This window comes from Bacillus sp. V3B, assembly GCF_024494465.1.
GTDB lineage: Bacteria > Bacillota > Bacilli > Bacillales > Cytobacillaceae > Bacillus_BD.
In genome coordinates this window covers 233,280-253,641 of record NZ_JAETXM010000001.1, presented here as the reverse complement: position 1 = coordinate 253,641, position 20,362 = coordinate 233,280, and the positions used below count along the sequence as shown (strand labels likewise).

The window sequence follows — 20,362 nt, the reverse complement described above, 5'->3', positions numbered from 1 at the left end:
ATGGTTAATGCCTTTTTGATTTATTCAATCTCCTTACGCTTTTCTTTTTCTGCACGGTAGAATTCATGGAACATTTTCATAAGTGCTCTTTTTTCGATCCTTGACACATAACTTCTTGAGATGCCGAGTTCTTTTGCAATTTCCCTTTGTGTTTTTTCCTTTTGTAAGTCGAGTCCAAAACGACCGATAATCACTTCTTTTTCACGTTTATCCAAAACATCAATATATTGCTTTACTTTTTCTAACTCCATGTTGAGTTGGATCGTATCAATCACATCTTCTGACTCCGATTTCAAAACATCAATGAGCGATATTTCATTCCCTTCTTTATCCTGTCCAATTGGATCATGGAGAGAGACATCCTTTTTTGTCTTCTTTAAAGCACGTAAATGCATAAGAATTTCATTTTCAATACATCTTGCAGCATAGGTGGCAAGCTTTGTACCCTTTCCTTCAGAATAGCTTTCAATCGCTTTTATCAACCCGATTGTTCCAATTGAAATCAAATCCTCTGGATCCTCACCAGTATTTTCAAATTTTTTAACGATATGGGCAACAAGTCGTAAATTATGCTCAATAAGCATATTGCGGGCGTTTGTATCACCTTCTGCCATCAATTGCAAATACTTACGTTCATCTGAAGCAGAAAGTGGTTGGGGAAAAGCATTGTTTTTCACATATGACACAAGAAAGACAATTTCTTTTATTAAATAACCAAGTGCGGTCACAATACTAGACAAAAGTGCCACCTCCGCTAATTTAGCTGATTAGACTGACTAACACCTTAACTCATTCTTATGTAAAATATTAGAGTTATTTGTCTGTCCAACTGAAATTAATTTAGGCTATTGAAAAGAATCAGTTTCCTATGTATTGTTAGATTGAAAGGATTGATGAATATGAATTTTCAATTTGATTTAATCGAGGATAAAGTAGAGTTCTTTGAGGCAAGCGATATTAAAGCTCTAGAGAAAAAGATAAATGAACAAATCGAGATTAATAAAGCCATTCTCCTCACGGTTCACTCTATTTCCCACCAAATGCATATAGATGAAAATGGAAGAACCTTCTATTCAGCAGTTGTCCATTTTAAAGTAAAGTAAAGCAAACAACATATAAGGACTATAAAAAACAGGAGGCAAAAAGACGATTAAATCATCTTTTTGTCTCCTGTTACATTCCATACTTTAATTTACTAGTTCTTCTACTAGAGTCGGTTTCCAGCCTTTTTCATCCACCCACTCAATGTATACCCGAAATTTCTGTCCGGTATCCTTTTGTACAATTGTTCCAACAGATTTATTTGGTCCATTATTCCCTAGAAATAGAATCGTCATATTGCTTTCTTCAATCCCAGTCCCATATGTAATGGCCTGAACCTGTTCATCCCAATCAACTCCACTATAGGCATTGAAATGTTGCCCTTCTTGAGAAGTCCCTACAGGCTCCCACACAGGGTTGATAATCGATTTCTTCACTCCTGGGTCACTTCCCCCTTCAGTGACTATTTCTTGATCCTCTTCGCCCTCTTGATCATTCTGGTTACTATCTTCATTGTTTAGATCATCTGTTTTTTCACCATCATCACTTGCTGATTCTTTATCCTGACTATTTGTTTTATTCTCTTTATTCGTATCTGTCTCTTTATCACCTACTGTTTCTGCATCCTTTTCCGCCAAACCATTTGCTGTTTTTACAAGGCTAGTATCAGCATGATCATTTTGATCATTTCCAAAAAAAATCTTTGAGGATACGATCACAATTAATAATAAAACAATGACAATTAAACTATTCAAAATAATATTTGTTTTTCGCCTACTCGATCTTAATTTTGAACGAGATTTTTCATTTAAAGGTTGTCTATTGTTTCTCAAACTAATTCTCCTCCTAAAAGAATAGCTGTCATACATTAAGCATATAACACTCCCCAACAATCTAAAAACGTCTTAAACTATATCATAGGATTAGACTGAAAAAAAGGTCCAAAGGTTTCACTCTCTATTATTTTGATCAAACCCATAGATCATTTTTACCATATCTGCAAAAAGAGGATTGACTCCCCCTTCGTTTGCTAGTACATCAAGATTAACCACTACGAGAGCATATTTAGGGTTATGATAAGGGAAATAACCAGCAAACCACTTATTATGGAGCTGTTGATCGGCAACGTATTTTCCCGTCTCACTAGTACCTGATTTTCCAGCAACATCATAAGGTAATGTTTGAAATAGTTTTCCAGTTCCTCCACTATTTGTTACCACTTCACGCAAGAGCCTCTGAAGCCTTGTTACTGTATAGGGTCTAATCGTGTCACCATCTATTTCCTTCTCTTTAAAGGAGAGTAAAGATGCTCCATTTTTATATTCAATAGCAGATGCAATACGCACCGACTCCTTTTTACCTCCCCTGGCAATCGTTGCCATCATGTTTGCCACCGCAAGTGGTGTTGCTCGAACTTCATGCTGACCAATACCGGTGAGTGCGACAAAATTTCGATCATTCTTCGCCTCTTCAGATAGGAATACTCGTCCATTATCTTCGTCTAGAAGTTGCTTGAAATTTTCATAATGATAGATATCCCCTTCCCATCCGGAAGGACCAATCAATGCGAGCTTTTTTGCATACTCTTCAAGTATATTCGGATCTATATCCTTTAATTCCTTTGCTAGTGATGCAAACGCATTATTACAGCTTTTAGCGAAGCTTTCTGTAAAATTAAGATTGCCATGCTGATATTTCAGATCAGGATCACCATTAATTTTTCTACTGCAATCAAATAACCTTGTCGAATCCTCTAGTTGATTTTCAATCGCAGCCGCTGCCACAACGGTTTTAAAAACAGACCCTATAATTTGCTGCTTTAGCATCAGATTTTGGATCCCACCCTTTTTTTCATTAAATGGATCACTACGATTAATCTCAGGGCGCGATACCATGGAAAGAACTGAATTTGTTTCAATATCAATCAAAACAAGCCCTCCCTTTTTGATTCTATGCTTCTCTACTAACTCTTCTGCTTTTTGCTGTAATTCTGAATCAACGGTTGATCGAATATTGATTGGATAAAAAGGGTTGGCAGGCTCGACATATTTAACATTGATACCAAATAAAGGACCGCCACTTGCATCTACATGGTATACAAGCTTTGCTTCACCTTCTGGTAATAGAAATTCGTCAAAGCTCTTCTCCATTCCTGTTAAGCCTATATCCGTTTTTTCAGATATTTTCTTATCTGGATACCGAGATCTTAAAACCTTTTCATTTTCACCTGTTATTCCAATTAAATGCTCAGCAGGATTTTTTTGCAAGTCAAATTTTTTCTCAACGGCAAATACACCTGGAATTTGAAGTTTATTTATGGCTTCCATTTGTTGTTTCGTTAAACGCATAGGGTTTGGAGTTCCATAAGCAAAAGGACCCTTTGCTTCATTCACAGCCTGAATAAGGACATTTGTTGAAACATTGATCGTATCGGCTACTTTTTGAACATCCCACTCTGTTTTTTTTAAGAAAGGGAATAAAATAAGTACAGGTATATTTTGATGGGTTAACGGCTCACCATTCCGATCAAGGAATCCTCCTCTACCACTATCAATCACAATCTCCTGAGATCTTTGGGAAACACTTTCCTCTAATAAATTAATTTGATGTTTTGAAAAACTCTCTGTTTCAAAAAGCTGCAATTGCATTAACCTTCCCACTAATAATGCTAAACAAGCTATGAAAAGACAAACCATAATAATCGCTCTTTTTCTCCACATAAATAAACACCTCGTCAAAAGTGTTGACGAGGTGTGGTCATTATAAACAATCTTTCAGAATTATTTAATGGTAACAATCTTTACTTTCATTTCTCCACCTGGAGTCTGAACAGTGACTTGATCTCCTACTTTCTTCCCTAGCAAACTTTTTGCAATCGGTGAATCATTGGAGATTTTCCCTTCAAATGGATCTGCTTCAGCACTACCAACGATCGTATATGTTTCTTCATCTCCATTGGGAAGCTCAACAAAAGTAACCGATCTTCCTAATGAAACGCTATCACTACTCATTTCATCTTCACCGATGATTTTAGCATTACGAATCATATTTTCAATCGTTGTAATACGCCCTTCAACAAATGCCTGTTCTTCTTTTGCTGAATCATATTCGGAATTCTCGGATAAATCACCAAAACTACGAGCAATTTTAATCCGTTCTACTACTTCTTTACGTTTAACCGTTTTCAATTGTTCTAATTCTTGTTCAAGCTTTTCTTTTCCAGCTTGTGTCATTGGAAAGACCTTTTCTATTGCCAAAACCATTCACTCCTTCTAGTGTTCACAACCCCCATTAGATTGTGCTTTATAAATTAAATAAGTGCAAATACCTCTTACTAGATTACATATTATACATGCGCGTCCTCTTATAGAACGCGCATTTTTTAGCATCTAGTAATAGGTAATGATTGGATAATACCTAAGCTTTTCAATTTTGTCTAGTATTAAAACCATATTTCTAATCGTTGTCTGTTTCACTTTTTATGATTTAGGCTATTGTTGCATAAAAATAATGATTATGCAATTGATGGTTTATTTTTTATGATCAATTTAGCTTTAGATCATAATTCCTTACGCATCATATTATAACGATACACAGGCTTATCTACTTTAAATTGAACAATTTGCAAGGGGTGACGGGCTGCATCAAGTTCCTGCCCTTCCTCATCCCATATTTTCTCGATTACTTGTGTAAAATTATCAATTTCAGGTCCAAAAAATTCAACTTCTTGCCCTGGTTTAAAATGATTTCGTTGTTGTAATGTTACGATGCTTGTTTCAGGATTGTAATCAAGCACAAGTCCAACAAAATCAAAACTTGTCTTTTTGCTATGATTACCAAACATTTGCTCCTTATACCCAGGTACTCCTTCAAAAAAGGCTGGTGCAGTTGCACGGTTTGCACATTTATCCAATTCTTCAAGCCATTCTTTTTGGATGACAAAATGATCTGGATCCGCACAATAAGCATCAATAACTTTGCGATATACACTAACAACAGTCGCAATATAATGAATAGATTTCATGCGTCCTTCTATTTTTAGACTATCAATGCCCATTTCACACATTTTTGGTATGGATTCAATTAACTTTAAGTCTTTAGGACTCATGGCAAAATGAGAATCATTTTCGTCAAATAATGGTACTTCGTTATTCTCATTCAATTGATAAAGGTCATAATCCCATCGACATGATTGACAGCATCCACCTCGGTTAGAATCTCGAGCTGTCATATGATTACTCAATGTACAACGACCTGAATAAGCAATACACATGGCACCATGTACAAATATTTCAATTTCAATGTCTACCTTTTCTTTCATTTCACGAATCTCTTCTCCACTTGTTTCACGAGCAAGAACGACGCGTTCCGCACCTTCTTCTTTCCAGAATTGTGCCGCTTTCCAGTTCGTTAACGATTGCTGTGTGCTTAAATGGACCTCAATTTCAGGAGCAATACGGCGACATGTTTCAATAATTAGCGGATCTGCAACAATAATCCCATATACTCCAGCTTCCTTTAAACCCATCAAATATTCTTCTAAGCCGTCAATATTCTCGTTATGAGCAATAATATTTGTTGTTACATAGATTTTCGCTCCATACTTTTTAGCAAACTCTACACCTTCTTTCATTTCCTCAAAGGTGAAATTATCTGCATTAGATCGGAGGCCATATTCCTGTCCACCAATAAAAACCGCGTCGGCACCATACCGAACCGCAATTTTTAACTTTTCAAGATTACCGGCCGGTGCTAATAGTTCTGGTTTTTTTACGATCACTCGCTTACCATTCACGATTTGTGAAATAGGTTCTTTTACGCTTTCCATTATGATCTCCTTTCGTGTCGCACAGGATGTGCAAATGCCGGTTTTGCAATAAGGTTTTTCTTTGGGCTTCAGCCCTTAGAAAAACCAATCAGACCCTGCGTGCAGGACGTTGCGCTTCTAACCAGCCTTTTCTTTGTCCAGCTACAGTCGCTAGGGGCTCGAGGTCTTAAGATGTCTTGATGTGAGGGTTATAGGACAACCTTCACCCCGAGCCATCTTAAGCCTGTCGTACTTGCACAGGACCTGGCGAACGTTGATGTTCCTCTAACGAGCCGCTTCCGCTTTTCTATTAATAAACGGTTTCTTTAAAGAAAAATCCTGTATCTAGTGGTCGGTGTTCTGGTTGAATTTCATCTATTTTCTCTAATAATTCGCTTTTTATATCTTCATACGCATCTGGATCTTCTGAACAAACATCGATTGCTTGGCGGTAGAGCTTTGTCACAGCTAAAATATATTCTGGACTTTGTAGCACACCATCAATCTTGAAGGAATCTACTCCTGCTTCAATCATGTCCTGAAGCTCGTCAATCATACACATATCATTCGGACTCATAATATGGGTTCCATTTTCATCTTCAAAAATGGGATATTTATTTTCTCGTTCTTTGTCATGTAAGAACATATTCTTTTCCTGTTTACGATTTTCGACTTCCATTACTTTTCCTTGATATTCGAAGTAATGACCAAGCAAAGAACGTTTCGACTGGAACATCGTAATCATTCCATGGACCTGAACTTCTATTTCTACTTCCGCATTTTCCTTTATCTCAAGAATCGCATCAAGATTGATTTCCCGAGCAAGAACCGACCGCTTTGCACCTTTACGTCCCCAATAGTTACACGTATACCAGTTTGTCCCTAGTGTTTCCGTGTTCCAGTGCAGCTTCAAATCAGGTGCCACTTCTCGTGCCGCCATTAATACAGCTGGATCACCAAAGATCACAGCATCTGCTCCCGCTTTTTGTAAAAACTGAAGATAGTCTGAAAGCTCTGCTACTTTTTCATTGTGAAACAAGGCATTCATCGCTACATACACTTTTTTCCCTTTTGAGTGAGCGATTTCTATCGTCTGCTGTATATGCTCACGGGTAAATTCTCCTACTAAACGTAATCCATAATGCTGTTCACCTACAACAAAGGCATCTGCTCCCGCCTCAATTAATGGAAGAATATCACTTACAGTTACTGGAGTTACAAGTAATTCTGGTTTTTTCACTTTCTTCACCTCTTCTTACTTATCGCTACCCCGTCACCAACGGGTAAAATGATCGTATCATAATCAGTATGGCTCATAAGCCAAACATTAAATTGCTTTATTTTCTTAACAAGCTGAGCCGTTCGTTTATGTTCAAGCTTTTCTTCCGCAACAAGACCTTTAAACAAAACATTATCTGTCACAATAATGCCTTCGTCTGTTAAATACTGAGAATAAAGTTCGAAAAATCGCTTATATTGTCCTTTTGCAGCATCAATGAAAATAACATCATACGGTGCATGGACCGCAACTTGATCTTCCGTTTCAAGTGCATCTCCCTTGATTAGATGAATTTGCTTTTCTAAGCCAAACTGCTGAAAATGTTTTTCGGCTAAATGAGCGCGTTCCTCGTCCCTTTCAATCGTTACAATCATTGCATTTGGAAGAGCATGAGCCATTCTTAATGCAGAGTAGCCTATGGCTGTACCTACCTCAAGAATTTTCTCAGGTTGCTTAATTCGAAGGAACTGGATCATCGTCTCCATTCCGGTTATTTCCATAATTGGCACTTTATTTTCAGCTGCGTATGCTTCCATCTCTATAAAAAATTCCGGACGTTCCGGAATTAAGCCTTCTATATATACCTGTAGCTTATCATTATTCAAATTGTAACCACCTTTATCTGCGAAACATGAAAAAATAGCGTTTCACAGAAAAGACGTTAATAAAGAAGGATCCTCATTAACGACTGCAAGATTAAATCTGCACACTGTGTTTACGCTACTCAAACTTTATTAGTTATAAAATACTTTATCCATTTTAACATAAATGAATAGAGAATGCTACTTATCTACATTCCAAAGCCATTACTTCCTAACTTATTCACTACCTGAAATATGTTTTGCTTTTCTCTCGTTATGCTCATCGAGGGTCACTGAGAATAATACTTCTCCCTCTGGCGTTGCTAAGAAATAGAAGAATTCAGTATCTGCTGGCATCAAGGCTGCCTCAATTGAAGATGTCCCTGCGTTTGCAATCGGTCCTGGTGTTAACCCTTTATTCTTATACGTATTGTATGGATCATCTATTTCTAGATCTTTGTAATAGACTCGTTCCTGATGCTCTCCTTTTGCATATAGGACGGTCGGATCTGTTTGTAAGGGCATCCCCGATTCCATTCGATTATAAAATACACTCGCAATCTGATCACGGTCCACTTTTCCAGTAGCTTCTTCTTCAATTAAAGAGGCCATTGTCAATAGTTTATGCACAGTTAGTTCTTGCTCATCCATTTGAATACGATATTCATCTACTACTGTTTTTGTTTTATCAAGCATATCCATTATAATTGTATCAATCGTTGGCTTCTCTTCATAAAATGAATAAGTTGCCGGGAATAAATATCCTTCCAATGGATATTTAATGCTTGGATCTAAGATTTCATCTGTTAATAGATCATTATACTGGTTAATCAACAAATCAATAAATTTGGGATCCTTTACCTTATTTAATACGTCTTCTTTACTATAATCCGTTTTCTCAGCAATAATCCCTGCAATTTTATCAAGGTTATTTCCTTCTGGAATTGTTAGTTTAAATACCGCTTCCTTCACCATTTTTCCAGTCTTCAAACCATCAATAATTTCTGGAAGTGTCATCGAAGGATTCATGACATATTCACCAGCCATGAAACCAGACTCGTTTTTAAATTTTACATAGTATTTAAAGATACGAGCATTTTTAATAACTCCACTACCCTCTAAAATTTGTGAGATCGTAGAGACACCAGAACCAATTGGTATTTCCACTATTTTCTCTTCTTTACTTTGTGGGTCCACTGGCTTCAAAGCGGAGTTAATATAAAGATAACCACCACCCAGAATAAGAACGACCATCAAAAAAATAGAAAGTGCAATGATAGCCACTATTTTACGAACAACCTTGGCTTCATTTTGTCGTTCAATTAACTTTTCCAAGAAAACGGATTTTTTATCATTTTTGTCATTTTTCTCTTCTGTTCGCATTTATTCCGCTCCATTCAACATGGTTTTACATATTTCTCGAATCATTATACTATATTTTTATAGTTGCGTAAAAAAGGATTTGCTCGAGTAAACTTATTAAAAAATGGCTTTGTTAAACAATCGTGTAGCTGCCTTATAGGCCTTTGATGTATACGTCCATTACATTATTCATGCTGAATAAAACACATGGCCACATACACCAAAGGCCATTTATTAACAATAATCATTAACGTAGCTAAAAAAATAAAAAAACTGACCATTACGGTCAGTCCTTTGAATTAAGCTTCATCTTCTTCCTGCTCATCGAGGAAAGTATTAAGCATTTCCTCGACTAAATCCCACTCTTCATCTGTTTCAATCGGCATTAGTTCACCGTCTGAATTGTTTTCACTAGGCATAAAAGAGGAAGCATGAATTTCAATTTCCTCATCATCATCTTCTTCAGCACCCATCGGATAATAAAGAACATATGATTTTCCAAATTGTTCAGAGTCAAATGTGAAAAGCACTTCACATAATTGCTCGTTTCCTTCTTCATCCACTACTGTAATATTATTTTCACCATGGTTCATAATTATTCACCTCATTAATTTTGACTATCTAAATATCCTTGAAGGATCATTGCTGCTGCCATTTTATCGATTACTTTTTTTCTTTTTTTTCGACTAACATCTGCTTCGAGTAATATTCTCTCTGCTGCGACAGTTGTTAACCTTTCATCCCAGAGGATTACTGGGATACCAAACCTTTGATTAATTTCATCTGCATAAAATTGGCTTGCTTCACCACGTGGACCGATCGTTCCATTCATATTTTTCGGCAAACCAATGACCATCTTACTGACTTCATATTCTTTAATTAGTTTTTCCACTTCGTTAAAGCCAAATTCCCCTTTAGCCTCATTAATTTCAATTGTCTTTAAACCTTGTGCCGTCCATCCAAAAGCATCACTTAATGCAACTCCAACCGTTTTAGAACCGACATCCAAGCCCATAATCCGCATACAAGACTCCTCATATTATTGATGCACTATTTTTTCTTGTGTCTATGTTAAATAATCGTGTTGATATTCTAATGGCCTTTGGTGTACGTATCCATTAAGTTATTTACGCTGAATAAAACCACATGGCCGCATACACTAAAGGCCATTTATCAACAACCATCATTAACATAGCTTTTCTTTTAAAACATAAATGATACATTGTAAATACTAAACGCTTTATGATAAACCCATGATGACGCATATATACTAGTCTTCTTATAAAATAAAGAGTCTTTTACAAACAAAGAGTGCTTGTCTCTTTTTTACTAGCTATGCTTTGTTGTCTTTTAAATAGGATCTCATCAATTCTTCAATGATTTCATCACGTTCAAGTTTACGAATTAAATTACGTGCATCTCGATGTCTCGGGATATAAGCCGGATCACCAGATAATAGATAACCAACGATTTGGTTAATTGGGTTATATCCTTTTTCCTGTAAAGCCTCATATACTTGGAGCAGGACTTCTTTCACATTATGTTCAATAGGGTCTTCAGGAAAATTGAATCTCATTGTTTGATCAAACGAGCTCATCATGTACACCTCACTTTTTGTAGAGGATAAACGTTACTAAAAAAATGTCCGACAGAAAATGACTCTTTTAGTCATTTTCTGTCAATCACTATCTACTAACTTACATTTTACACTACTTTATAACAATATCAAACGGATTTAACCCATTCTTCTACATATTCTAATGCTACATCAAGTTTTTCAGGGTCTTTTCCGCCTGCCTGTGCCATATCTGGACGACCACCTCCGCCTCCACCGCATCGTGTGGCTACTTCCTTAATGATCTTTCCAGCATGGAAACCCTTTTCCATTAGGTCCTTCGTTACTCCAGCAATTAAATTCACTTTCCCTTCAACTGGACTACCTAGAACAACGATTCCTGAACCAAGCTTTTGTTTTAAGTCATCAGCCATATTACGAAGATTGTTCATGTCCGTGCCCTGAACTTTTGCTACTAATACTGGGACACCGTTAATATCCTTCACTTTTGAAACAAGGCTACCTGCTTCAATATTACCCAATTTTGTCGTTAAAGATTCATTTTCACGGTGAAGTTGTTTAATTTCATTCTGTAAAACATCAATTCTTTGTGGAACATCTTTCATATTTGTTTTTAATTTAGCAGCCGCTTCCTTTAAAATATTAAGTTGACCATTCATTAGGCTGTATGCGGCTTCTCCTGTCGCTGCTTCAATTCTTCGTACCCCAGCACCAATTCCACTTTCAGAAACAATTTTAAATAACCCAATAATAGAAGTATTTGGAACATGACAGCCTCCACAAAGCTCAAGACTGAAATCACCCACTTTTACAACTCGAACAATGCTACCATATTTTTCTCCAAATAGAGCCATTGCTCCCATTTCTTTTGCTTCATTAATATCTTTTTGAGAGATGTCAACGGTGATACTTTTCCATATTTGCTCATTCACAATTTCTTCGATTTGTTCCAATTCATCGCTTTGTATTTGTCCAAAATGAGAAAAGTCGAATCGTAAACGATCAGGTCCTACTAATGATCCAGCTTGATTCACATGATTCCCTAGTACATCTTTCAATGCTTGATGAAGGAGATGTGTAGCCGTATGATTTTTAATTACTTTTGCTCTGTTGCTCTTATCAACCGCTGCTGTTACTTTCGTATTCACCTTCAGTAAGCCTTCAGTAACAATCGCACGATGAAGATGCTGACTATTTGGTGCCTTTTGTACATCTTTAATATCAACCTTAATACCTTCCGCAATCAAGGCTCCACTATCAGCAATCTGTCCACCACTTTCTGCGTAGAAAGGTGTTTGGTCAAGCATGAACTGAATCTCTTCTCCTTGAGAAGCCTCCGTAATAAGCTGACCATCCTTTAATAAAATAATGACATTTGCTTCTGTTTGAAGTTGATCGTACCCAACAAATGTACTTTCATTTTTAATTTCACTTAGTACACTACTTTGTACCTGCATAGAATCAACATCAAGACGTGCATTACGAGCACGTTCACGTTGTTGTTCCATTTCTTTTTCGAAACCTTCATGATCAACGGACATGCCTTCTTCTTCCGCATATTCTTCTGTAAGTTCAACAGGAAAACCATAAGTATCATATAAGCGAAAAACATCTGCCCCTTGGATCATGTTCTTGCCTTTTTCTTTCTCTTTTTTAATGACATCAAATAAAATCGTTAAACCTTCATGAAGCGTTTCATGAAAGCGTTCTTCTTCATTTTTAATGACCTTTTCAATAAAGGCACGTTTTTCTTTCACTTCAGGGTAGAAATCAACCATAATTTCGCTCACTACTGAAACAAGTTCATACATAAATGGACGATTAATGTCAATTTGTTTTGCATAACGAACAGCTCTTCTCAATAAGCGCCGCAATACATATCCACGACCCTCATTAGACGGAATCGCTCCATCCCCAATAGCAAATGCAACCGTTCTAACATGGTCAGCAATGACTTTAAAAGCAACATCTTTTTCTTTTTCTTTTCCATATTCAGCACCTGAAATTTCCTCTGTCGCTCGAATAATTGGAATAAATAGGTCCGTGTCAAAGTTTGTTTCTACATCTTGCACGACGGAAGTCATACGTTCGAGGCCCATCCCTGTATCAATATTTTTCTTTGGAAGCGGTGTATACGTACCATCCGGATTATGATTGAATTCGGAAAAGACTAAATTCCAGATTTCCAAATAGCGGTCATTTTCACCACCAGGATACAACTCAGGATCTGATTGATCATTCCCATATTCTAGACCACGATCATAAAAAATTTCAGTATTTGGACCACTTGGACCTTCCCCAATATCCCAAAAATTCCCTTCTAAGCGAATGATTCTTTCTTCCGGTACCCCCACTTTATGGCGCCAAATCTCATATGCCTCTTCATCTTCCGGATGAATGGTGACCGAAAGCTTTTCGGGGTCAAACCCAATCCATTTTTCGTCAGTCAAAAACTCCCATGCCCATTCGATGACTTCTTCTTTAAAGTAATCACCAATTGAAAAGTTGCCAAGCATTTCAAAAAAAGTATGATGACGTGCCGTTTTTCCTACATTTTCAATATCATTTGTGCGAATAGATTTTTGGGCATTGGTCAAGCGAGGGTTTTCTGGAACCACTCGGCCATCAAAATATTTCTTCAATGTTGCTACGCCACTGTTGATCCACAATAATGAAGGGTCTTCATGCGGAACAAGTGAGGCACTGGGTTCCACTGCATGACCTTTTTCTTTAAAAAATTCGAGAAACATTCGACGAATTTGCGAACCTGTAAGTTTTTCCATTTATATAACCTCCTATTTAAGTCACAATGATTCAAATACCTTTTCTTGCGCACAAAAAAAGCCCTCTTCCCTAGACAGGGACGAGAAGCTACTCGCGGTACCACCCTGATTATGAATGCCACAACAAATACACTCATCTCTCAAAATAGCCTTAACGCGGCATACGGCAGGGATTAGCTGCACTCAGGATTAGCTATTCTGTTATTCTTCATCTAGAGCTTCTCTCAGCCTTGAAAGCTCCTCTCTTTTGTGATTAATCACGACAGATGGGCTATAACATACTTGTTCCTTCTTCATGTTACATATGTATTTGTCAGTATATAACGCATTATAGCGATTTTCGCAAAAGCTTGTCAATGTTTGAATAGTATATAATCTTATTTTAATCAGCTTCTATTATTTTTAAACCATATCACATAGCAAAATGTTCTTGTTCATCTAAATTCCAGTACCAAGCAATAAGACTTAAGATTTAAAATCAGCTGGATGTTTTTTGCTGAAATGCTTTTTTGTATGAAGTAAAGCAACCTTTATAATAGCTAAAATAGGCACAGACAGGATCATCCCCAATATGCCACCTATTTCTCCACCCGCAAAAAGAGCTAACATAATGACAAGTGGATGCATATGCAAGCTTTTCCCAACGATCAGTGGCGACAAAATATTCCCCTCTAAAAATTGCATAACAAAAATAATACTAACCGTAATAATGATCATCTTTACGGATAAAGTGGAAGCAATAATGACTACTGGTACCGCACCGATTACCGGTCCAAAATAAGGGATGATATTCGTAATTCCAATAATCAAGCCGAGTAAAAGAGGATATTTCATATGAAATATCCAAAAAAGCGTTGCAGAAAGTGTACCAACTACCGTACAAACAAGAATTTGCCCTCTTATATAACTACCAAGTGATTTATCGATATCTCTTAGTAAAAGAATCCCCCCTTTCCTCCACTTCCTTGGTGTCAAATACCAAACGACCTTTTTAATTGTTGTATAATCCTTTAACATGTAAAAAGAAATAAAAGGGATGATGGCAATCATAAAAAAAGAACCGACAATTTCCATAATGGAATCTAATACGTTTGTGAGCATCTGCGCTAATCCTTGTTCAACCGAAACAATTCCCTCACTCACTCTTTCTTGAATACCATCAGGCCAAGCCTCTGTTTTATTTTGAATCGTATCCACAAAGCCCATGTATTGGTTCGCAAGTTCTGGGATACTTTCCGCCAATTCTCTTAGTTGTTTGATCATTTCTGGAAGACCTTTATAAACAGCAAACCCAATGCCTCCAAAGAAAAGAAAATAAATAATAAAAACAGCAAGTCCTCTATGTAAACCACCTTCATGAATTTTTTCCACAATCGGATGAAGTAGATATGTAATAAATCCAGCAATCACAAAGGGTAATAATATCGTAATCGTCATGTCTACTATAGGAAACCATATCGGCTGTAGCTTAATAAAAATAAATAATACAACCATAAAAAGGAGTAGAAAACCAAGTCGATAATACCATTTTAAACGGATATCCAAAGCGTTTCGCCTCCTTATCTTTATTGTGAAGGCTATGAATATTTTTATACATAAAATATTGAAATAAAAGAGAGATAACCCCAAAGGCTATCTCCCTATTCCTTAAAAGATTGACTTCATTCCTCTTCTCAATCTCCTTTTTTGTCGACCCGAAATGAGGTTATTTTTTTGCACATAGTTATAAGCGGCTACCCCAGCACCAATAGCAAGCATGGAAGTCATCATTTTATTCATACTTTTCACCTCAATGAATTATAGGATAAACCGGCGCTCATCTTCTCCAAACAAATCATCAAGCGAGCTTAATGATCCATCTTCTTCAACCTGATGGGTTAGTATGAGATCATTGGAAATAGTCAATTCAATAAAACAATTCCAACAATAATATTGATTTATTCCAATTTTCCCGATATCTTTACCCTGACAATTAGGACACTTTAACATAAGAACACCTCACAGTTATTTTACATTTACTATGATGGCATCCTTCCCAATCGCAGGCGGTTCATCGGTTTTTACAACACGTTTTCCTTCCATGATATCCGAAAAGAAGCCATCCGATAATTCGTACCCTACAATCGTTCCCGCTTCTTCCAGAAAATATACATCCTCAAGCATTCCAAGACGCTCTCCTTCGTTTGTCATCATCATTCTTCCAAACAAACGATCTCTTCGATTTTCAAATGTAAATTCCTTATGTTCTGTTAAAGGTTTTAATACTTCACGGTCTTCTATCATTACCCCATCAAATCCAAAAGAGGATACATTCTTCACATTGATGACATATGTTTTTTTAAAGAAAACGCCTTTTTTTACAAGTAACCCTCTGACCAGACCGTTATTGGATATGTTTAAGTCACATACTTCTCCAATTTTCGAACCCGTTTTCAATTCAAATATAGGCAGTCCTTTCAATAATGAAAACGTTCGCAAAGATTATCCCCACCTCCCGAACATTTATAGTATTTACTTAGGCTTACAAATCATTAGAAGAAGCATTTTCCATGGAAAAAAGAGCATCTGAATGAATGCTCTTTTCCTTTACATAAATTGATATGGTGTCACATCTTCCATTCCAATCATTGGATCAATGCTCATCATCATTTCTTCATAAGTCTTAGGATCATCATCTTCTTGCACGATTGATTTCGTTTTCTGTTCAAGGAGACTCTTCAATTTTTCGGCTAAGGTCGTTTGACGCAATTGTTCGTCCGCACGCTCGACACCCATACGCAAGGCCTCTTCTTCCCCACAAAGAATCAAAAATTGCTTACTTCTCGTGATCGCTGTATAAATAAGATTTCTTCGCAACATTCGATAATAGCTTTTCACAACCGGTAAAATGACAATTGGAAATTCGCTTCCTTGTGATTTATGAATCGAACAACAATAAGCCAGCGTAATTTGAGTTAAATCCTGTCTCGTATAAGTGACCTCTACCCCATCAAACGAAACAACGACCATATCTTGTTTTTCCGTATTCTCCTTCGCATAGAAAATAGAAACAACTTCACCCATATCCCCATTAAAAACATGACTTTCCGGCTGGTTCACTAATTGGAGAACTTTATCACCCACGCGATACTTTGTATCACCAAAAGCTAACTCTTTACGTGATCCAGTCGGATTTCCATTTAGGATTTCTTGTAGCATTTGATTAAGACGATCAATTCCAGCAGCCCCTTTATACATCGGAGCTAACACTTGAATATCTCGTGGAGAGTACCCTTTTTTTGCTGCATTGAGAACAACCTTCTTAATTACGTCAGCCATTTGTCCAGTGTTACATTGAATAAAAGAGCGATCTGCTTGTTGCTTAGAAATATTTGTAGGTAACTTCCCTTTTTTAATTTCATGGGCAAGCTCAATAATGGAAGATCCCTCTGCCTGACGATAGATATCCGTTAAACGGATCGTCGGAATGACATGAGATTGAAGCAAGTCTTTTAATACCTGTCCTGGTCCAACAGATGGAAGTTGATCTTCATCACCGACCAAGATCACTTGGATATGTTCTGGTAATGCTTTAAATAAGCGGTTCGCCAACCAAATATCAACCATCGATGTCTCATCAACAATGAGAATTTTTCCTTCCAGTGGGTTTTCTTCATCATGATCAAAACCTTCACTACCATTCCACCCTAACAAACGATGAATGGTTACAGCCGGAAGTCCTGTCGATTCAGTCATTCTTTTTGCCGCTCTTCCCGTAGGGGCAGCAAGAAGAAATGGAAAGGGTTCTTCTTTTTTATAATCCTTTGGATCTAACGAACAACCATGAAGTTCCGCATAAAGTTCCACAATCCCTTTAATGACCGTTGTTTTCCCAGTCCCAGGTCCCCCTGTTAAAATTAATAAAGGGGACATAAGAGCTGTTTGAATCCCTTCTTTTTGGCTTGGGGCATATTGAACACCGAGACGATCCTCTAGATTGCCAAGCGCAAGTAAAAACTCAGATTCCGGAAATTGTTCCTCGTATTCCGTTTGCTCAAGAAGCTTCTGGATACTTGTTACTAACCCCTTCTCAGAAAAATAAAGAGATGACAAATAAAATCTTTTGTCTTCTACTACTATTTTCCCTTCTCCTTCAAGCTTTAATAATTCACGTGTTATATCTGTAAATTCTATTTGATCCCGTTTATTTTCTTCTAAAAGTTTTTGCACGTTTAATAAAAGATTTTCAGCATCCACAAAAACATGTCCAGTTTGTAAACACTCTGCTTCTAAAATATAAAGACAACCGGCTTTTATTCGGTCGGAGTGGTTGCCTGTGATTCCAAGATGGAAGCCGAGTTCATCGGCGCGAGCAAAGCCGATTCCTTGTACATCCTCAACTAATTTATATGGATTGCTTTGAATGATATCAAGCGTCATTTCCTTATATGCTTGATAAATTTTCATCGATAATTGAGGTCCAAAGCCATATTGATTTAAAGCAATCATCGCCTGTTCCAAACCTTGATGCTCCATCAACGTGTCATATAAATCTTTTGCTTTATCAGGTGGAAGCTTAGGAACTTGATCTAATAAAGAAGGCTGATTTAAAATTCTTGATATCGCATTCTCACCAAGTGTCTCTACAATTTTCTCAGCTGTTCTCTTCCCAATCCCTTTAAACAATTGACTGGAAAGATAGCTAACAACACCCTGTTTTGTTTGCGGAATATCTTTCCGAAAGTGAGTAGAATGAAACTGAGCTCCAAACTTTGGATGTTCTTTCAACTCTCCATAAAAAATATAATTTTCTTGTTCGTGTATTTTCGGAAAATAACCGGTAATGACAGCTTCTTTATCTTCATAATGTTCATTTGTTTCTTCAATCCTAATCCGCAATACCGTATACAAATTTTGCTCATTATGAAAAATCGTTACGATATGCTTACCCTTCATAAATTTTCCTTGTTCAGCATATAAATCAAGCGAATCCTGCTTTTCCATCAAGGGCACCCCCTTTATGCATTATGCGTTTCGATTATGACTCCGTATCTTCAGTTCCCATTTCGATCAATTTCTTTCCATGACCTGCTAATAAATGATCTGGTTGAACCTGTAAAGCCTTTTCAAACATTTGTAATGCCTTTTCTCCATCTTCTTTGTATCCGTAGGCCACACCCAAATTATAAAAAGCATCCGCGTGATGAGAATCTATACTAATGCATTTTTCCAATTGAACGATCGCTTCATCTATGTATTCTTGATTCGCTAAGCAAAGCCCATATTGAAAAAAGGCTTCCGCGTCTTCTCCATTCAGTTCTGTACATCTTTGAAAATAAGGAAGCGCTAGTCTTGGCTGCTCAAGCGCTACGAGGGACATGCCAAGCATAAAGAAATTATCGGCTGATTCTAATCCTTTTTTCAATGCCGTTTCAAACATATTTTTTGCTTGCTGAAATTGCTCATTTTCATAAAATAAATTACCTGCACTATAATAGGCGGCAGCTGCATTTTCATCTAAAGTGATTGCTTTTTGAAAAAAGTCCAATGCCTTTTTTGTTTCTCCAACAGCAGTTAAGACATTACCGAAATTTATGTATGAAATAGCCTCATTGGGAGATTCCTCGATGGCTTCCATGAAAGCCTTTGCTGCTTCTTCCCATTTACCTTCTTGCATATATTTAATGCCTATTTGATTTTTATCCACGTTCCTTCACTCCGATCATATAGTAAGCCCTGTACGTTATTCTAACTAAAAAGTATAGCATATGAAGTATCATTTATGTATGAAAGATGCTAAAGAAAAACACCCTGACTCCAACGGGAATCAGGGGTGTTCATTAGCCAACGTATGTGAGTTGTTCATCATTCTTAAATACTTTATCGATTGTACCGCCACCAAGACATTCATCTCCATTATAAAAAACAACAGCTTGTCCAGGTGTGATAGCCCGAATTGGCTCATGAAAAATAACTTTCACTTTTTGGTCTTCTAACATTTCGACCTTCACCTTACTATCGGATTGACGATATCTGAATTTTGCTGTGCATTCAAAACTTCCTGGCTTCTCCAAATTTGATACCCAGCTAATATCCGTAGCAGTAATTGACGTAGAATAGAGTTTTTCATTATGGAAACCTTGCCCAACATAAAGAATATTCCGTTTCAAATCTTTACCAATCGCAAACCAAGGCTCACCAGCACCACCAATTCCAAGACCATGGCGCTGCCCGATCGTATAGTACATCAGACCATCATGTTTTCCTACTACTTCACCATCAAAAGTTTCCATGTTTCCTGGTTGAGCAGGTAAATATTGACTTAGGAAGGTTTTGAAATTCCTTTCACCAATAAAACAAATTCCCGTACTATCTTTTTTAGTAGCCGTCGCTAATCCTGCTTCCATCGCGATTTCTCTCACTTTTGGCTTTTCAATGCCACCTATCGGAAACATGACTTTAGAAAGCTGGTCTTGTGTTAACTGATTTAAAAAATACGTTTGATCTTTATTTTCATCAATACCACGCAGCATTTTATACTCGCCATCTCGGAATTCTACTTGGGCATAATGACCGGTTGCTAAATAATCAGCACCAAGATTTACGGCATGCTCTAAGAACGCTTTAAACTTAATTTCTTTATTACACATCACATCTGGGTTTGGTGTTCTTCCTGCTTTATACTCCTCAAGAAAGTACGTAAACACTTTATCCCAATATTGTTTTTCAAAGTTAACGGCATAATAAGGAATCCCGATTTGATTACAAACCCGGATTACATCATTATAATCTTCTGTTGCGGTACAAACACCAAACTCGTCCGTGTCATCCCAGTTCTTCATGAAAATACCAATCACATCGTAGCCTTGCTGTTTTAATAATAGTGCTGCTACAGAAGAATCTACTCCCCCTGACATACCAACAACCACACGTATATCTTTCGGTTCTTTCATT

The 20,362-nt window shown here is 37.0% G+C and carries 20 protein-coding genes; 1 reads left to right on the top strand and 19 read right to left on the bottom strand.

Annotation, left to right across the window (positions count from 1 at the left end; genetic code table 11):
- Positions 1 to 20 precede the first annotated feature (20 nt).
- A complete protein-coding gene (sigK, locus tag JMM81_RS01225) occupies positions 21 to 740 on the bottom strand; it encodes an RNA polymerase sporulation sigma factor SigK (RefSeq protein ID WP_256239687.1) in 720 nt (239 codons plus the stop codon).
- A gap of 159 nt (positions 741 to 899) precedes the next feature.
- Here sigK and JMM81_RS01220 point away from each other — a divergent pair, with 159 nt between their 5' ends.
- Positions 900 to 1,103, top strand: coding sequence for a YrzA family protein (locus JMM81_RS01220; protein ID WP_256239686.1), 204 nt, complete (start codon positions 900 to 902; stop codon positions 1,101 to 1,103).
- Between the two features lie 84 nt (positions 1,104 to 1,187).
- On the opposite strand, the gene JMM81_RS01215 is transcribed toward JMM81_RS01220, so the two are convergent.
- The 18 genes from JMM81_RS01215 to mnmA all read right to left on the bottom strand — a co-directional run bounded on the left by JMM81_RS01215 (position 1,188) and on the right by mnmA (position 20,361).
- Positions 1,188 to 1,874, bottom strand: coding sequence for a YrrS family protein (locus tag JMM81_RS01215; RefSeq protein ID WP_256239685.1), 687 nt, complete (start codon positions 1,872 to 1,874; stop codon positions 1,188 to 1,190).
- A gap of 117 nt (positions 1,875 to 1,991) precedes the next feature.
- Entirely contained in the window at positions 1,992 to 3,761 is a 1,770-nt protein-coding gene (locus tag JMM81_RS01210) for a peptidoglycan D,D-transpeptidase FtsI family protein (RefSeq protein WP_256239684.1), read from the bottom strand.
- Positions 3,762 to 3,821: 60 nt separating this feature from the next.
- Positions 3,822 to 4,298 carry a transcription elongation factor GreA gene (gene greA / locus JMM81_RS01205; protein ID WP_256239683.1) on the bottom strand — a complete coding sequence of 159 codons (477 nt, stop codon included), beginning with the start codon at positions 4,296 to 4,298 and terminating at the stop codon, positions 3,822 to 3,824.
- A 302-nt stretch (positions 4,299 to 4,600) separates the two neighbouring features.
- Positions 4,601 to 5,869 carry a peptidase U32 family protein gene (locus tag JMM81_RS01200; protein WP_256239682.1) on the bottom strand — a complete coding sequence of 423 codons (1,269 nt, stop codon included), beginning with the start codon at positions 5,867 to 5,869 and terminating at the stop codon, positions 4,601 to 4,603.
- Positions 5,870 to 6,158: 289 nt separating this feature from the next.
- A complete protein-coding gene (locus JMM81_RS01195) occupies positions 6,159 to 7,088 on the bottom strand; it encodes a peptidase U32 family protein (RefSeq protein WP_256239681.1) in 930 nt (309 codons plus the stop codon).
- A 5-nt stretch (positions 7,089 to 7,093) separates the two neighbouring features.
- Entirely contained in the window at positions 7,094 to 7,732 is a 639-nt protein-coding gene (locus JMM81_RS01190; protein WP_256239680.1) for an O-methyltransferase, read from the bottom strand.
- A 213-nt stretch (positions 7,733 to 7,945) separates the two neighbouring features.
- Complete coding sequence (gene mltG, locus JMM81_RS01185; protein WP_256239679.1) at positions 7,946 to 9,091, bottom strand: endolytic transglycosylase MltG; 1,146 nt, start codon at positions 9,089 to 9,091, stop codon at positions 7,946 to 7,948.
- A gap of 278 nt (positions 9,092 to 9,369) precedes the next feature.
- Positions 9,370 to 9,663: a DUF1292 domain-containing protein gene (locus tag JMM81_RS01180; RefSeq protein ID WP_256239678.1), complete on the bottom strand. Its 294-nt coding sequence runs from the start codon at positions 9,661 to 9,663 to the stop codon at positions 9,370 to 9,372.
- Between the two features lie 14 nt (positions 9,664 to 9,677).
- On the bottom strand, positions 9,678 to 10,094 hold the full coding sequence (gene ruvX, locus JMM81_RS01175; protein ID WP_256239677.1) for a Holliday junction resolvase RuvX: 417 nt from the start codon (positions 10,092 to 10,094) through the stop codon (positions 9,678 to 9,680).
- A 309-nt stretch (positions 10,095 to 10,403) separates the two neighbouring features.
- Entirely contained in the window at positions 10,404 to 10,667 is a 264-nt protein-coding gene (locus JMM81_RS01170) for an IreB family regulatory phosphoprotein (RefSeq protein WP_256240285.1), read from the bottom strand.
- A 128-nt stretch (positions 10,668 to 10,795) separates the two neighbouring features.
- Entirely contained in the window at positions 10,796 to 13,429 is a 2,634-nt protein-coding gene (alaS, locus tag JMM81_RS01165) for an alanine--tRNA ligase (RefSeq protein WP_256239676.1), read from the bottom strand.
- A gap of 465 nt (positions 13,430 to 13,894) precedes the next feature.
- Positions 13,895 to 14,974, bottom strand: coding sequence for an AI-2E family transporter (locus JMM81_RS01160; protein ID WP_256239675.1), 1,080 nt, complete (start codon positions 14,972 to 14,974; stop codon positions 13,895 to 13,897).
- A 102-nt stretch (positions 14,975 to 15,076) separates the two neighbouring features.
- Complete coding sequence (locus tag JMM81_RS01155) at positions 15,077 to 15,208, bottom strand: YrzQ family protein (protein ID WP_256239674.1); 132 nt, start codon at positions 15,206 to 15,208, stop codon at positions 15,077 to 15,079.
- 18 nt (positions 15,209 to 15,226) lie between these two features.
- On the bottom strand, positions 15,227 to 15,418 hold the full coding sequence (locus tag JMM81_RS01150) for a DUF2797 domain-containing protein (protein WP_256239673.1): 192 nt from the start codon (positions 15,416 to 15,418) through the stop codon (positions 15,227 to 15,229).
- 15 nt (positions 15,419 to 15,433) lie between these two features.
- Positions 15,434 to 15,907 carry a PRC-barrel domain-containing protein gene (locus JMM81_RS01145; protein WP_256239672.1) on the bottom strand — a complete coding sequence of 158 codons (474 nt, stop codon included), beginning with the start codon at positions 15,905 to 15,907 and terminating at the stop codon, positions 15,434 to 15,436.
- Between the two features lie 108 nt (positions 15,908 to 16,015).
- Entirely contained in the window at positions 16,016 to 18,412 is a 2,397-nt protein-coding gene (recD2, locus tag JMM81_RS01140; protein WP_256239671.1) for an SF1B family DNA helicase RecD2, read from the bottom strand.
- Between the two features lie 34 nt (positions 18,413 to 18,446).
- On the bottom strand, positions 18,447 to 19,115 hold the full coding sequence (locus JMM81_RS01135) for a tetratricopeptide repeat protein (RefSeq protein ID WP_256239670.1): 669 nt from the start codon (positions 19,113 to 19,115) through the stop codon (positions 18,447 to 18,449).
- 133 nt (positions 19,116 to 19,248) lie between these two features.
- Positions 19,249 to 20,361 (bottom strand): tRNA 2-thiouridine(34) synthase MnmA, encoded by a 1,113-nt coding sequence (mnmA, locus tag JMM81_RS01130; RefSeq protein ID WP_256239669.1) that lies wholly within the window; start codon positions 20,359 to 20,361, stop codon positions 19,249 to 19,251.
- Between the last annotated feature and the right edge of the window lies 1 nt (position 20,362).